At 66.9% G+C, this 15,089-nt stretch carries 11 protein-coding genes and 2 pseudogenes; 6 read left to right on the top strand and 7 right to left on the bottom strand.

The window, feature by feature from the left end; all coding sequences use genetic code 11:
- Positions 1 to 15: 15 nt before the first annotated feature.
- Positions 16 to 906 carry a short-chain dehydrogenase/reductase gene (locus ACFWPS_RS49435; protein WP_383719752.1) on the bottom strand — a complete coding sequence of 297 codons (891 nt, stop codon included), beginning with the start codon at positions 904 to 906 and terminating at the stop codon, positions 16 to 18.
- A 143-nt stretch (positions 907 to 1,049) separates the two neighbouring features.
- On the bottom strand, positions 1,050 to 1,679 hold the full coding sequence (locus ACFWPS_RS49430) for a TetR/AcrR family transcriptional regulator (protein ID WP_383719751.1): 630 nt from the start codon (positions 1,677 to 1,679) through the stop codon (positions 1,050 to 1,052).
- Positions 1,680 to 1,770: 91 nt separating this feature from the next.
- On the opposite strand from ACFWPS_RS49430, the gene ACFWPS_RS49425 reads away from it, so the two are divergent.
- The 3 genes and pseudogenes from ACFWPS_RS49425 (at position 1,771) to ACFWPS_RS49415 (ending at position 6,340) form a co-directional block, all read left to right on the top strand.
- A complete protein-coding gene (locus tag ACFWPS_RS49425; protein WP_383719749.1) occupies positions 1,771 to 2,949 on the top strand; it encodes a saccharopine dehydrogenase NADP-binding domain-containing protein in 1,179 nt (392 codons plus the stop codon).
- A 182-nt stretch (positions 2,950 to 3,131) separates the two neighbouring features.
- On the top strand, positions 3,132 to 4,544 hold the full coding sequence (lpdA, locus tag ACFWPS_RS49420) for a dihydrolipoyl dehydrogenase (RefSeq protein WP_383719746.1): 1,413 nt from the start codon (positions 3,132 to 3,134) through the stop codon (positions 4,542 to 4,544).
- A gap of 681 nt (positions 4,545 to 5,225) precedes the next feature.
- A pseudogene (locus ACFWPS_RS49415) lies at positions 5,226 to 6,340 on the top strand (IS630 family transposase).
- Positions 6,341 to 6,546: 206 nt separating this feature from the next.
- On the opposite strand, the gene ACFWPS_RS49410 reads toward ACFWPS_RS49415, so the two are convergent.
- Positions 6,547 to 7,374 (bottom strand): SDR family oxidoreductase, encoded by an 828-nt coding sequence (locus tag ACFWPS_RS49410; protein WP_383719743.1) that lies wholly within the window; start codon positions 7,372 to 7,374, stop codon positions 6,547 to 6,549.
- Positions 7,375 to 7,437: 63 nt separating this feature from the next.
- Between ACFWPS_RS49410 and ACFWPS_RS49405 the strand changes: the two genes are divergently transcribed.
- Positions 7,438 to 8,664 carry an acyl-CoA dehydrogenase family protein gene (locus ACFWPS_RS49405; protein ID WP_383719740.1) on the top strand — a complete coding sequence of 409 codons (1,227 nt, stop codon included), beginning with the start codon at positions 7,438 to 7,440 and terminating at the stop codon, positions 8,662 to 8,664.
- A 132-nt stretch (positions 8,665 to 8,796) separates the two neighbouring features.
- Positions 8,797 to 9,291 carry a MarR family winged helix-turn-helix transcriptional regulator gene (locus ACFWPS_RS49400; RefSeq protein WP_383719738.1) on the top strand — a complete coding sequence of 165 codons (495 nt, stop codon included), beginning with the start codon at positions 8,797 to 8,799 and terminating at the stop codon, positions 9,289 to 9,291.
- A 38-nt stretch (positions 9,292 to 9,329) separates the two neighbouring features.
- On the opposite strand, the pseudogene ACFWPS_RS49395 reads toward ACFWPS_RS49400, so the two are convergent.
- The 4 genes and pseudogenes from ACFWPS_RS49395 to ACFWPS_RS49380 all read right to left on the bottom strand — a co-directional run bounded on the left by ACFWPS_RS49395 (position 9,330) and on the right by ACFWPS_RS49380 (position 13,970).
- A pseudogene (locus ACFWPS_RS49395) lies at positions 9,330 to 10,245 on the bottom strand (IS982 family transposase).
- Positions 10,246 to 10,331: 86 nt separating this feature from the next.
- The gene (locus ACFWPS_RS49390; protein WP_383719735.1) at positions 10,332 to 11,270 is read right to left on the bottom strand and encodes a MerR family transcriptional regulator; all 939 of its coding nucleotides are present in this window, start codon (positions 11,268 to 11,270) and stop codon (positions 10,332 to 10,334) included.
- A gap of 524 nt (positions 11,271 to 11,794) precedes the next feature.
- Entirely contained in the window at positions 11,795 to 12,370 is a 576-nt protein-coding gene (locus ACFWPS_RS49385; protein ID WP_383719732.1) for a TetR/AcrR family transcriptional regulator, read from the bottom strand.
- 604 nt (positions 12,371 to 12,974) lie between these two features.
- Entirely contained in the window at positions 12,975 to 13,970 is a 996-nt protein-coding gene (locus tag ACFWPS_RS49380; protein WP_383719729.1) for a GlxA family transcriptional regulator, read from the bottom strand.
- Between the two features lie 733 nt (positions 13,971 to 14,703).
- Between ACFWPS_RS49380 and ACFWPS_RS49375 the strand changes: the two genes are divergently transcribed.
- The coding region (locus ACFWPS_RS49375) for an alpha/beta hydrolase fold domain-containing protein (RefSeq protein ID WP_383719726.1) at positions 14,704 to 15,089 on the top strand (386 nt) is incomplete at its 3' end.

Raw genomic sequence — 15,089 nt, 5'->3', positions numbered from 1 at the left:
CGCGCGCGGGCGAGGCTAGCTGGTCTTCGATCCGGGGGTACTGGAACCCGGCGTGAGCTGGTCGTGCCTGCCCAGTGCCGCCACCTCCCGTTCGAGGGACGGAACCGCCCGGGCCGCGAAGCGTCTCGCCCAGGGCCACGCCAGCGGGGAGTTCAGGGCCGCCTTCGCCCAGTTGGCCACGACGACCGCGCGCGGGACGTACACGCGACCGCGCCGGCGTGCGAGACCGTCGACGATGGCGGCGGCCGCCCGGTCGGAGCTTGTGGTCACGTTGCCCGGATAGGGGAGCCGCTTCCGCAGGCCCTGGAACGAGGGGAGGTCCGCCTCGGCGCCCCGGACGAGGTCCGTGTCGATCCAGGACGGGTGCACAAGGCCGACCGTGATTCCGAGGTGGGCGACCTCCTGACGGTAGGTCAGGGCGAGCAGTTCGGCCGCGGCCTTGCTCGCGCCGTACGAGGCCATCGCCGCCAACGGCATGAAGGACAGCGCGGACGCCACCACCAATACGTGGCCCCGGCTGCGCTCCAGATGGGGCGTCGCGTACTTGAGGGTCCGGAAGACGCCGTTCAGGTTGATGTCCAGGACCCGCTCGAACGAGGCCTCGTCCGTCTGCCGGACCGTGCCGTACGCCACGACGCCGGCATTGGCGACGACGAGGTCGATGCCGCCCATGGTCTGCGCGGCCCCGTCGATGGCGGACCGTAGCGCGGCACCGTCGCGCACATCGGCCTCACGCCAGGAAGCGGTGGGGCCGAGGTCCGCGGCGAGATCGCGCAGTCGATCCGGCTCCAGGCCGATCAGGGTCACACGAGCCCCTCGGGCGGCTGCCAGACGGGCCACCTTCTCGCCGATGCCGCGTGCCGCTCCGGTGACAACCAGCCTTCTGCCCAGCAAGTCACGTTTCATGGCGGCAACATAACTTCGTTATTGATGGAACACAAGACATGGCACACACTCGCGTACCCGCCGGACCTGCTGAGTCCGGCAACTGGACGAACTGGGGGAGGGTGTTGTCGGTCCGGTGATCGGCGGGATGCCGGCGGCGACCGTCAGCTGAGGGCGCTGATGCCGTCGGCTGCCAAGCCCGACATCAGCAGCGTGATGGCCCGGAACGTCCTCGCCAGTGAGGCCTCCCGGTCCGTCGCCGCGGCGATGATGTGGTTGCCCTCGCACAGGCTGGCCAGCAGCAGTCGGGCGACAGTGGCCACGGGAACGTCCGGCTGCAGGTCGCCTCGTTCGGCCAGGGCGGACAGCAGCCGTTCGAGCGGCGGCTGGGCGACGGTCTCGTTGATCTGTCGGTACTGCTCCACCAGGACCGAGGGCGCCTGGGCCATCAGCTCACGATGCAGGGGATCGTCGATGGTCCGCCGTAGGAAGGCATGCGTGAGATCGGCCACCGCTGTCATGGCGGGCCGGTCCGGCGCGGCGCGGATCGCCTCGGTCGTGGCGTCTCCCAGGATCCCGACCTCCTGGATCAGCTCCGCATAGAGCTCGGCGAACATCGCCTTCTTGTCCGGGAAGTGGTGGTAGAAGGTGCCCTTGCTCACCTGGGCCGTCACGGTGATGGCCTCGACCGACGTGTCCGCGAACCCGTTGTCAACGAACAGCCTGCGTGCGGCTGACACCAGGTCCGCCCGGGTCTGCTCTGCATACAGCTGTCGTCGGTTTGGCCCTCGCATGCGTACCATCGTATATTCAATGACCGCAAGTCAATGAATGACTCGCGGTCGGTCAAAGGTCGTCCGTGTTTCCCGGAAGGCAGGCGGAGCCGTGGAAAAGCGCAGGATCGTGTTGCTGGGCGCGACGGGGTACACCGGGCAGCGGGTGCTCCGGGAACTGCTCGCACGAGGTGAGAAGCCGACTCTGGTCGGGCGGAACCGAACCAGGATGCTGACCCTGGCCGACCGCTTCGAGGCGGAGCTGCCGGCGGTTGAGGTCGACGTCACCTCGGTGCCCGACCTCACGCGCCTCCTGGGGCCCAGCGACGTCGTCCTCTCCACGGTCGGGCCGTTCATGCAACTCGGCATGGCCACGGTCACGGCGGCGGCGCGGGTGGGTGCGCACTACTTCGACTCCACGGGGGAGGGAGCCTTCGCCCGCCGCGTCCTCCTTGAACTGGACCCTGTCGCAGCCGCCCGAGGAGCCACCGTGGTGCCCGCCTTCGGCTACGACTACGTGCCGGGCAACCTCGCCGGCGGGTTGGCTGTGGGCAAGGCGGGCGAGCGTGCACGCCATGTCGAGATCGGCTACTTCATCACCCGTTCGGGACACGGGGACGAACTGCTCTACCGGAGCACACTGCGCGACTCCTACACCCTGACCACGGCAGGCACACGGCAGACACTGGTCGCCGGGGCGGCCGAGGACGGGTTCGCCTACCGCCGTCCACGCTCTGGGATGCCTTCCCGTCTGGTCGACGAGCGTGCCGCCAAGCGTGTTCGTACCTTCCGCTACGCCACTGTGAAACGCGCGGCCATGACCGTCCCGGGCACGGAGCACCTCGGCCTGCCGGCGGTCTTCCCTCAGTTGGAGAGCGTCGAGGTGGCCCTGGGCTGGCTCGGGCGGTGGACCCGCCCGGTACAGATCGCCGCCACGCTCCAGGCACCACTGCTGCGGTCGGCGAAGGTGCGGGCCGCATTGGTCCGGTGGTCCGAACGGCTCCCCGGATCGCATCGCGAACCGGACGCCGACGGCCGTTCCCTGGTGATCGCCGTCGCCCGCGACGGCCACGGTCGCGCCCTGGCCAGGTCGGTTCTCACCGGACCGGATCCGTACGAGATGACGGGCTCCCTTCTGGCCTGGGCGGCCGTCCATGCGGCGGCGCCGGATGCCGTCCTCGAACCCGGCGTGCACGGACCGATCGCAGCCTTCGGGCTCGACACCCTGAGCCGTGCTGCCGCCGAGGCCGGAGTACACGAAGTGGACGAGGTGCCGGCGCGCCGTCCATGACCGTTGCGCGGGCATAGACCGAGGCATCGGAGCGCTGAAGCGGACGCCCGGGGGAGTGCCGCAGGTCTCCCTGCGGCGGGTGGTGGCGGGGCCACCGCTGATGAGTTGATGAACAGGTTGTTCGATCGGGACTACGTCGGCTCCTGCGAGGAGTCGGCCGCCCCAGCGGAAAGGAACCATCCATGGACGAGCAGGGTGAGCGCTTCGACGTCGTCGTACTCGGCGCGGGCCCCGGCGGCTATGTCGCCGCCATCCGGGCCGCCCAACTGGGCAAGAGTGTCGCGGTCGTCGAGGAGAAGTACTGGGGAGGCGTCTGTCTGAACGTGGGCTGCATCCCCACCAAGGCCCTGCTGCGCAATGCCGAACTCGCGCACATATTCACCCGCGAGGCGAAGACCTTCGGTATCAAGGTCGACGGACAGGTCTCCTTCGACTACGGGGAGGCCTTCCGCCGTAGCCGCAAGGTCGCGGACGGCCGGGTCAAGGGCGTCCACTACCTGATGAAGAAGAACAAGATCACGGAAATCAGCGGCCGTGGCACGTTCGTCGACCCCCACACGCTCCAGGTGGCCGACTACGAGGGCAACACCCGCACCGTCTCCTTCGACCACTGCATCATCGCCACCGGTGCGACCCCGAAGCTGCTGCCCGGCACCCGCCGCACCTCCCGGGTGGTGACGTTCGAGGAACAGATCCTCGCCGAAGACCTGCCGCAGTCCATCGTGATCGCGGGCGCCGGCGCGATCGGCATCGAGTTCGCCTACGTCCTGAACAACTACGGGGTGAAGGTCACCATCGTCGAGTTCCTGGACCGCGTGGCCCCCCTTGAGGATGTCGAGGTCTCTGCCGAACTGGCGAAGCAGTACAGGAAGCTGGGTATCGACGTCCTCACTTCGACCCGCGTCGAATCGATTGATGAGTCCGGTCCGCAGGTCCGTGTCACGGTCACTGGAAAGGACGGCTCCCAGCAGGTCCTGGAGGCCGACAAAGTCCTCCAAGCGATCGGGTTCGCGCCGAACGTCACCGGCTACGGCCTGGAGAACACCGGCGTCACGGTCACCCAGCGCGGCGCGATCGACGTTGACGGGCGGTGCCGCACCTCCGTCCCGCACATCTACGCCATCGGTGACGTCACCGCGAAGTTGATGCTCGCGCACACCGCGGAGGCGATGGGTGTGATCGCCGCCGAGACCCTCGCCGATGCCGAAACCATGGAGCTCGACTATGCGATGATCCCGCGCGCCACTTACTGCCAGCCCCAGATCGCCAGTTTCGGCTACACCGAGGCCCAGGCGAGGGAAAAGGGATTCGACGTCCAGGTCGCCAAGTTCCCGTTCACTGCGAATGCCAAGGCCCACGGCCTGGGTGATGCGACCGGCTTCGTGAAGCTGATCAGCGATGCCAAGTACGGCGAGCTCCTCGGAGCCCACCTCATCGGCCCCGACGTCACCGAACTCCTCCCTGAGCTCACCCTCGCGCAGCAGTGGGACCTCACGGTCCACGAGGTCGCCCGCAACGTCCACGCCCACCCCACTCTCGGCGAGGCGGTCAAGGAAGCCGTCCACGGCCTCGCGGGCCACATGATCAACATGTAGCAGGGCGCTGACCCCTCGAAATACGACGTGAGGATGGGTTGGGTGGTCTGCTACCGAAGTGGATCACGACTGTAGGCGGTCACGCTCTGTGGGGGCGTCGTGGTCTGAAAAACGGCCCATGGCCCGGCTGGAGCCGTTGTTGCCGCAGGGCATCAAGCCGGGCCGGCCGCAGGCGCGGCGGCAGCTGGTAGTCGGCATAGGGTGCGGACCCGAGCAGGTGTTCCCTTGTGCGATGTGCCAGAGCCGTACAGTCGATCCGGGCCAGGTACCATCCCGTTGCCGGCGGTCGAACCGGTCGTAGACCTGGGGCCACGGCGTCACCCAGCTCCAGGCCCAGGCCCACGCGAAGGGCCTGATCACCTGAGTAATGAACGGGGACGCCACCATCCGTCGGGCCCACCAGCACGCCGCCGGGGTGTCGAAAAAGGGAGGACCTGCAAGAGGCGCCGCTCAGGGCATTGCCGACGAGTTGGCCGACTACGGCAGGAAGCCGCTGTCTGTGCTGGTCGGCCGGACGGCGTCGCGGTTTCCCGCAGTTCGAGCCGGTCCTGGAAGGCGGCCTGTCCCTCACGATCGCCAACCGGTTCTGTGCGAGGGCACTTTGCCGGCAGCCGGTTCGCCGGGTTGGTGGCCATGACGGTTGGGTGGGCGGCGACGTCCGGTCCGACTGCTGGGGGTGTGGTGGCGGAGCCTGTCCGTGTGCGCAGACTGACCGATGGAGAGGGGGAGAAGCTGCAGCAGATCGTACGCCGGGGCAGCATCAATTCGGTGCGGTTCCGACGCGCGATGATGCTGCTCGCCTCGGCCGGCGGGAACCGCGTGCCGGTGACCGCGAGGCTGGTCCAGACCGACGAGGACACCGTCCGAGACGTAATCCACCGCTTCATCGAGATAGGTCTGGCCTGCCTGGACCCTCGATGGGCGGGAGGCCGTCCCCCACCTGCTCGGCCCTGACGACGAGGACTTCGGCGTAGCGACGGCCACCACACGCCCGACCAAGCTCGGTCAGCCCTTTACCCGCTGGTCCATCCGCAAACTCGTTGCCTACCTGCGCCGCGTCCACGGCCGCGTGATCAGGATCGGTCGCGAGGCGTTACGGTGTCTGCTAGCCCGCCACGGGGTCACCTTCCAGCGCACCAAGACGTGGAAGGAGTCACCCGACCCCGACCCCGACCGCGGCGCCAAGCTGGACCACATCGAGGAGGTCTTGGAGCGCTTCCCGGACCGGGTGTTCGCCTTCGACGAGTTCGGGCCGCTTGGCATCCGACCCACAGCCGGCGTCAGCCGGGCCGAGCAAGGCCATCCCGAGCGGCATTCCGCGACCTACTACCGCACCCAGGGCATGCGCTACTTCCACGGTTGCTACTCGATCGGCGACGACAGACACTCTGTGGGGCGTCAATCGTCACAGAAAGGGCGCCGGGAACACGTTGGCCGCGCTCAAGTAGATCCGCGCCGCCAGACCCGACGGCGCGCCCCTCTACGTCATCATGGACAACCTGTCCGCTCACAAGGGCACCGACATCCGCCGCTGGGCCAGGAAACATCGGGGCGAACTGTGTTTCACCCCGACGTATGCATCGTGGGCGACCCCGATCGAAGCCCATTTCGGACCGCTGCGGCAGTTCACCATCGCCAATTCGAACCACCCCAACCACATCGCGCAGACCCTGGCCCTGCACGCCTACCTGCGCTGCCGCAACACCCATACGCGTCCCCCCGATGTCCTCGCCGCCCAGCGCCGAGAACGCGCTGACGTCCGCAGCGAGAAGGCCATCCGCTGGGGAGGACGGTAAGCCGCCTAAGCTGTCTCCCGCGCGCCGGGGTCGGTGCGGCGTCGGACGCCCGGCTGTCCTGCGCGGCCGCGGCGCGATGACGGTGGGGGCGTTGCAGATGCCCCACCCCGCCCAGTTTTCAACTCGAAGCTCGCCGATGAGGTCCTCAAGGAGGGCGAGGAGGGCATCGAGAACGCCCTCGCGTTCATGTGCTGAGAGGTGCGGGATCAGGCCGGATCGACGAATATGTCGAGCGCGAGATCACCCTCAAAGCCGGTAGGGCTGTAGACGGACAGGTCGGTGATGCCCTCGTCCGACAGGACCTCGTCGTCGATAAACAGGTTGGCGGTGCACTTCCGCGGGTCACGCGTGAGGATGGAGTGCGCGGCGTCAGCCATGATCCGGGGAGTACGGGCTTGTCTGGCGCCGCCGACCACGTTGCGTACGGCGGCTGTATCGATCAGAGTCCGCGGCCACAGCGAGTTGGCGGCGATGCCGTCCGCGGCGAGTTCCTCGGCGAGCCCGATGGTGCACAGGCTCATGCCGTACTTCGACAGCGTGTAACCGAGATGCTTCCCCACCCAGTACGGCGTGAGGTTCAACGGTGGGGAGAGCGTGAGGATGTGTGGGTTGCCCGCCTCGCGCAGGTGCGGGATCGCCGCCTTGCTCAGCAGGAACGTGCCCCGCGTGTTGATGTCCTGCATCAGGTCGTACCGCTTCATCTCCAGCTGCTCCGACGATGACAGGTCGATCGCGCTGGCGTTATTCACCACGATGTCGATGCCGCCGAAGGTGCTGATCGCCGCGCTTACGGCGGTGCGTACATCGTCCTCGTTGCGGACGTCACCGACGACTGCCAGCCCCTTGCCGCCAGCTCGCTCAACCTCATCGACGGCGGTGTGGATCGTGCCTTCGAGCTTCGGGTGCGGCACGGCGGTCTTGGCGAGCATCACCACGTTCGCGCCGTCGCGGGCTGCGCGCAGGGCGATGGCGAGTCCGATGCCGCGACTGCCTCCCGACATCAGGATGGTTCTGCCGGCCAGGGTCCGTGTCATGGTGGAGCCTCCAGGGTTGATTGTTGAGCTAATCGTATGCGCTACTAATGATATGGTCTACGTATGACTTTCACCCCTGCGCGTCAGAGTGATCGGCTCTACCACGAGCTCCTCGCCCCCGAAGAGGCGCGGTCCGTCCGTGCCTCGGTGCGCCTGATCGCGGAACGCGAAGTGGCTCCGCATGCTGCGGTGATCGCGGGGGGCGATGAGCGTACGGACGGCTTCCCCAGGCGGGTGTTCGACGCGCTTGCGTCGGTAGGCGTGTACCGGATCCCCTTCCCCAGCGAGGTCGGCGGGGACGGACTGACCTACCCGGCGACCGCCACCGCCGCGGCCATCGAAGAGCTGGCCTACTATTCCAGCAGTGTCGCGGCCGTCTTCGACGTGCACTGCATCCTGGCGGGCAACGCCCTGCGGCAGGGCACCGATGAACAACAGCAGCGGTGGCTGCGCAAGGTCGCGGAGGGCTCGGTGGTCGGCGCGTTCGCTACCACGGAGCCGGACGCCTCCAGTGACCTGTCTCCGCAGGCGGTTCAGACCGAGGCCGTACGTACCGAGGCCGGCTGGGTGCTGAACGGCCACAAGCGGTGGATCTCCAACTCGCCCGTCGCCGGGTTCGTGGTGGTTCTCGCCCGCACCGGCGAGCGGCTGAGCATGTTCATCGTCGACATGGCGCTTCCGGGCGTGGAAGTCGGCCTGGCCGACCGCAAGATGGGCAATCGCGGTCAGCTCACCGCGGACATCCGCTTCACGAATGTGCGCCTGTCCGACGACGACATCCTCGGTGGCGCCGAGGGGCACGGACTGCGCCACGCGCTGTCCACGCTGACCTACGGCCGGATCGGTATCGCGGCTGCCGGGGTCGGCATGGCGCAGGCCGCCTTCGACCTCACCGTGGCCCACTTGTCGACGCGACACGTCTTCGGCAGGCCGGTGGCCGCCAACCAGCATTGGCAGTTCCTGCTAGCCGAACGGGCTACCGAGATCGAGAACGCCCGCACTCTCTACACCAAGGCTGCCCTGCGCCTGGATGCCGGCAACCCGTCCCCGGAGCCCGAGGCCGCCATGGCAAAGTACTACGCAACCAAGTTGTCGGTGGACATGGCGCGCGACGCTGTCCAGGCATTCGGAGGCCTCGGCTTCGCGCGCCAATTGGGTTCCGACGGCAGCAGCAGTCCCGTCGAGGCGATCTACCGGGACAGCAAGATCGGCGAGATCTACGAGGGCACGAACGAAATCCAGAAGTGGGTCATAGCCCGGCAGATCTTTGGTCGGGGCATCGTCGGCTGACAGCCCGCGCAACACGGCCCTGCGAGCCCCTCTTCTGTGCAGGGAGATCCTTTTACACGCTCCGGCCGCACCCAGCCTTCTCGTACGATGGACCCGGACCGTACGTAGGACTAACCATGGGCGGGATAAACGATGTCCGAGACTCCGCTGGTACCGGGGACAGTGGCCGAACATACTATCTGCCTGCTGGTCAAGCTCGGGCAGGTTGCGTTCAGGATCGCCGAGGTCGGTATCAGCGGTACCGGCCTGCGGGTGCGGCACTACAGCGTCTTGCAGGCCTTGGCGGACAATGGGGCCATGCCGCAGTTGGCGCTCGGTTCGTTCCTGCGCATCGACCCGGCGACGATGGTGACGAGTCTTGACGACCTGGAGCGGGCAGGATACGCCCAGCGGACACGCGATCCGCAGGATCGGCGTCGGTACGCCGTCGATATCACCGACGACGGGCGCAAGGTCCTGGTCGACCTCAACCGCACACTGGTCGGTCTCGACAGCGAAATTCTTGCCGACCTGGACACCACTGGACGGCGCTCGCTTCATGCCTTGCTGGGCAGTCTTGCCGAGAGTCCTGCGCTCACTTCTATGTTCGACGCTGTCCGGGAGAAGAGCGGCGCGAAGAGCGCTTAGTAGCGCTAGATGAATGAGTCCAAGGGGTGTCGTTTCGGTCAGTGATCGTAAGCAGTGAGTGATCGCTTGATGGGGCTGTCCGGTGTGGTCGTTGTGCCAGATCGCCGCTGTGAGTGCGAGGATCCGGCACAAGACCCGGGCTGACACCCCTGCCGGGCTCTTGCCGCCGTGTCGTTCCAGATTGAGCTGACCCTTGAAGGTCTGATTGATCGACTCGATGACCTGCCGCAGCGGTTTGAACAGGTGTGACCCGGCCGGCTCGGCTTCCCCCTTGCGGGCTGGCCGCAGCAACTTCAGGTGACGCTCGGCAAGGCCGTGCTCGAACTCGCGGCCGAAGTAGTTCTTGTCCCCGATGATCGTCTGCCCGGGGTGAACGGCGAGGACGTCTGGCGCAGTATCGAGCATGTCGCGCAGCGTTTCGCGCTCGTCCGCCTTGGCCCCGGTGAGTGCGAACAGGACCGGCAGTCCGCCGAGTGTGCACACCAGGTGCAGACGCAGCCCCCAGAAGTATCGCGAGTGTGATGCGCAGTAGCCGTACTGGGCCCAGCCTGCCAGCTCCGAGCGTTTGGCCGTCTCACGGGAGCAACCGCAACCGACCGGTGTGGAGTCGACCAGCCATACATCGTCGCTCCACAGTGAGGTATCGCGGGCCACGATCCGGATCATGCTGGTGAGCAGTGAGAACGCGGCGCGCAGCCGCTTGTTGTAGCCGGACTGCTGGGGCACGTAGGGAAACAGATGGCCGAAGTCCCGCCCGACGCGGCGAAGCCAGCGCCGTTCAGAGGTGTATCCGAGCAGCGCCGACATGACCGCGAGCGTGATCAGCTCGGCGTCACTGAGCGTGGGCGTGATTCCGACGGCAGGCCGCCACGGCGCCAGCCACGGCGAAGCCTTCAACTCGTCGTCAATCCGGGCATAGAGTGCCGTTGCGAGGGTGTCCAGGTCGTTAGTCACACATCGACGTTGGACGCCCTCGTCTCATGTCCGCAGGCGATCCCCTGGACTCATTCAAGGATCCCGGGCGGTCTCCACTGCGGTGACTATGCGGCGTGGTCGTTTCGCAGGGCCTGGATGAGCCAGGGGTACACCGGGATCAGGTTCGGCACTATCTGCCAGCCGTTGACGATCCACACCAGCCGCCAGTATCGGTCTACCCGGGGATCGTGCGCCTCTTCGAACTGCTGCGCCATCCAGTCCCGGAAATCCGTGTCAGGGTTGCGTGCGAACACCTCGGCGAAGCGGTGCACGAGGTCGTCGATGACGGGTGCGGCCCTGTCGCTGAGCGGGTCGATGCCCGACTCCGTGGCTTCGGCCACCTTCTGACGGGTGAGCTCCATCAGTTCCTCGCCGGCATCCCGCTCGATGTCGAGCGGGCGCCCGGCGGCCTGGCGTACGGCCGTCCGGCGCATCCGGGCACGGAAATCCTCGTCGCCGACCAGCTCGGCGAGCTCCACCCACGCGGCGACCTGCTCGCTGGTCGGATCATCGGGGAGGTCGGGAGTGGCAGCGTGGACCATGGCCACCGCGGCCGGGTCGGCATCCACTGTGCCGAAGGTGCCATCCACGAAATCGTCGATCAAACGTCGGCGTTCCTCGCCGGACAACTGCGTGAGCCTGTGCATGAGCTTGGTCTCCTCGGGACTGGACCCGCGTCTGGCCACGACTCGCATAACGCTCCGACGCAGTCGCAGTATCCGGATCTGGACGTCCATGGCGTCGGCGTGCGCCGCGGCGACTTCCGCCAACGAGAGCTCACGGTCCAGTACCCGTTGAATCGTGGCCAGGTCCATGCCCAGCTCGCGCAGTGTGCGCAGGAGTTCCAGACGAAGCAGTGCGTCGAGGTCGTAGAGCCGATAACCGGCGGGACTACGGGTGGTCGGCGCTACCACCCCCGAATCGGAGTAGAACCGGATGGTCCTCACAGACAAGCCGGTCCGCCGGGAAAGCTCCCCGATCGAGTAGAGGGTCGTAGCGTCCATGCCCCCCACTCTGCCGTCTCCAGCCACTGGAGACTCAAGGCAATCCGCACAGCTGGGCCCCGACCGAGACGTCCGCCGAGTTGCTGAAGCATGCGTCGCGTGCTCTCCGCTGACCGCCAGGATGAAACGGGCACGCCTTGCACATGCTGGGCGAGCGATGGCAGCGACATGCGACATCGCTCGCTGGCGGCCTACGGCTACGAGTCCTTGGACTCATTCATCTAGGAGATCTCCGGGGGCTGCGGTGGTATGCCCCGGCTTCTCTACGTCAGCGACCAGACGATCTATGTGTGGCGTCGCCAGCACCTCGTAGATGCGGGGCAGTTGTTCAGTATGGACGGCGGCGACCTGTCCGAGCTTGCTGCGGCCCGCAAGTGTATTGCCTATCTGCGGGCCAAGTTGACCATCCGCCGGATGGCTGCCGAACTGAGTGGGAGTGCGATCACCCTTCAGGAACTCCGCTCGATCCGACCACCCCACGATCGGTCAGCGGGTGGCTTCGTAGAGGCTTGAGCTCGATCCTCTCATGAAGCTGGGTGCCGGACGGCGTCCATCAGCAGGTCAAGCATGCGGTCCAGTTGCTCATGGCCGCCTGCCAGCGAGGTCGTCGTGAACATACCGACGAGGGTGGCGACGATGTCCTCGGCGCGGACATCGTCGCGCAGCGTCCCGGCTGCGACACCGGCATCAAGGATGGCTTGCACTACGGCGCAGAGCCGCACGCGTGTCTGTGACGCGGTCGCGATGTCGGACACGAGAACTGCTCGCAGCGCGTCTGCTGACTCTCGCTTCGTACTCGCGTAGCGGGCGAAGTGGTCCATCCAGCTGCGCAGCGCGTCGGCTGGATCCTTCGCGTCGAGGAGGGCCTCGGCGCTTGCGTACAGCTGGGCCAGCTCCTGTTGGTAGATCGCTTCGACCAGTGCTTCTCGCGTGGGGAAGTGCCGGTAGAGCGTGCCGATCCCCACACCCGTGTCCCGCGCGATCTGCTTCAGGGATACCGGTGCGTCGGATGCGAAGGCGATGCGCGCGGCGTCGAGCAGGCGGGTGCGGTTACGTGCCGCGTCCGTACGGACAGGTTTGGGTGTGTCACGGCTCGACATGATTCGGAGGGGCCCTCGGCTGTTCTGCGGCGAGAAGCGGAGACACCTCCGCCTCACTGGAATGGTGGAAGGCGCCGACGGAGTTGCCGCCGCGCGAGCGAGGCAGCAGGCCGTTGTGGCAAGCATGTTGCCCGCGCTCTGCCCGGCCACCGGCACTTCAGCTTACGATCGTAATGTTAAGTGGTGGGGCTGACGTCCGCAAGAGGGGCCCACTCGCGGTGAGATGAGGAGCCCCGCGAGCGACCAGTTGTGACTCCCGGCGTCGGCCACCATACGGACCGTGCCCGATGTCCACGCACGCGGCGGCCAATACCTGTTCGCTCTCCGTTGCCTGCTGTCGCAGCGCCTCGGATGTGGCGCCCCCGCAGTCAAGGCGCACGACGGCTCCGCCGGCCTACTGCTCGGCGCCCGCGATCGTTTCGGTGAACAGGCCGACGGCCCACTCGGTGGTTCACGGGCCGTCTTGCAGTTTGCGGGCAGGGACCGCCCTGCCCTGTGTCCGTGCGTCGACCGAAGTCGGGCAGGGAGTGACATCGGAGTCGCTGGTCGTGATCGAGTCGCTCGTTACCGGTTCGCGGTGCGGCTCCGACGCAGGGCCGCTTTCTCATCGCCTTCGAGGAGCAGTGTTTGCGGTGGCGCCCAGCGGGTCGGGCGACGGGGCTCCGCGGAAGGTGCGCCGGTAGGTGAGCGGCGAGACGCCGATGGCGGCGTGCAGGTGTTCTCGTAGTGACGTGCCACCGGCGAAGCCGACCTGGCCGGCGATCTCGTCCACCGGCAGGTCGGTGGTTTCCAGGAGTTGCCGTGCCCGGTCGACGCGTTGCTGGATCAGCCAGCGTCCCGGGCTCATGCCCACTTCTTCGGTGAAGCGGCGGGCGAAAGTGCGCAGGCTCATGTGCGAGTGCTCGGCGAGTTCCGTCAGGGTCATCGGCTCGTGAAGGTTCTCCAGAGCCCACTGGCGGGCGATTGCCGTTCCGCTGGCCTTGTTCTCGGGTACCGGATGCTGGATGTACTGCGCCTGACCTCCATCGCGCCACGGGGGGACGATGCACATGCGCGCCACCTGGTTGGCGACTTCGCTGCCGTGGTCCTTGCGGATGATGTGCAGGCAGACGTCGAGTCCGGAGGCGGCGCCGGCCGAGGTCAGCACGTCCCCGTCGTCGATGAACAGGACGTCGGGATTCAGGGCGACTTGGGGGAACCATTCGCGGAACAGGTCTGTGACCACCCAGTGTGTCGTGGCGGGCCGTCCGTCGAGGAGTCCGGCGGCGGCGAGGACGAAGGCGCCGGTGCAGATCGACACGAGGCGTCTGCCAGGAGCTGCGGATGCGAGCGCCTCCACGACGGGCTGCGGAACCTCCCGGGTGACGGCGGTGGTGACGAAGGGCGGGATGACGACGGTTTCGGCGGTGCGCAGTGCCTCCGGGCCGTGCTCGACGGTGATCGAGAAGTCGGAGTTGGTGCGGACCGGGCGGCCGTCGACGGTGCAGGTGAAGACCTCGTAGCGGCCGTCGGCCGCCCCGAAGACCCGGCTGGGGATGCCCAGTTCGAAGGGGTACACCCCGTCAACGGCCAGAACGGCGATGCGGTGAACGTGTGCCATGGCAGGATCCCGTCGCAAGTGGCATTCATGCCATGGTAGCGAACCGGTGCGGCAGCACACTGGGCCCATGGCAGGCGTCACCACCCGCGCCCGTCAGTCAAGACGCTTAAAGTTCCACTGAGTTCGGAGACCGGAGTCCGTGAGTACCGTCACATCTGGTGCCGCGGCCGTCGCTCTCATCGCTGCCGACGGCGGGCTTCCCGAGGGTTGGCCGTCGCCGGATCTGGCGAAAGCGTCCGTCTCGGCTGCCAGAAGTCGGTCGCCGTCTGTGTCCTCAGGGGCGTGTATGCCCGTGAGGACACGGCGACGGCCAACCGATTCGTGCGACCGGACTGTATACAGCACACCCCGTTGCCCCCCGATGGCGCCGCTGCTCTCAAAGCATTCGGGACCGACTGGCGACAGCAGTACCCAGATGCCGCGTACGACAATGAGCGGGTCGTCTTCTAGGTGGACCATGACGCGGACCTGCCTGTTTTGGGCGGCGGAGTGACTCGCGCCGCCGCGCCCGATGTCGGCGGTGCCTCCTGTGCGGCAGTCGCGACCTTGCCCGCTTCCTCTGGGTTCCCTGCCCGTAACGGCTCGCTGGGTTGACTTTCTGAACTTAGCGCTCCTAGGGTCGATGTCACAGTCGAATCGGCTGCACACCCCTCAAGGCGTTTCGGCGTCTGACGTGCTCCGACGGGACGGAGCGCGGACCTGGTGTGCCCAAAGGCCTCTGTGGAGGTGTCACGTGTCTGATCGCGCTGCTGTTGAGCTGAGTCCGGAAGCGGTTGAGTTCGCTGACTGGATGGCTGGGCTGGTGGTTCCTGAGTCGGAGTTGGATGCGACGCGTACGCGGGTGGAGAGTGTTCATCTGAGGGCTCGTGAGCCGGAGGGTGTCACTTATCGAGAAGTTGACGCGGGTGGTGTTGTGGGGATCTGGTGTGAGCCGGTCGACTCCAACACCGACTATGTTCTCCTGCACAGTCATGCCGGTGGTTCCGTGTTGTCGTCGGGGTTCGTCGACCGGAAGCTCGGGGGCCATATCGCCAAGGCGGCGGGTGCTCCCGTTCTGGTCCTGGACTTTCGGCGGGCTCCGGAACACAAGTACCCGGCTCAGCTGGACGACGCGGAGGC

This window comes from Streptomyces sp. NPDC058457 (assembly GCF_042720695.1).
Classification (GTDB): domain Bacteria; phylum Actinomycetota; class Actinomycetes; order Streptomycetales; family Streptomycetaceae; genus Streptomyces.
This window is presented reverse-complemented; position numbering and strand designations above follow the sequence as displayed.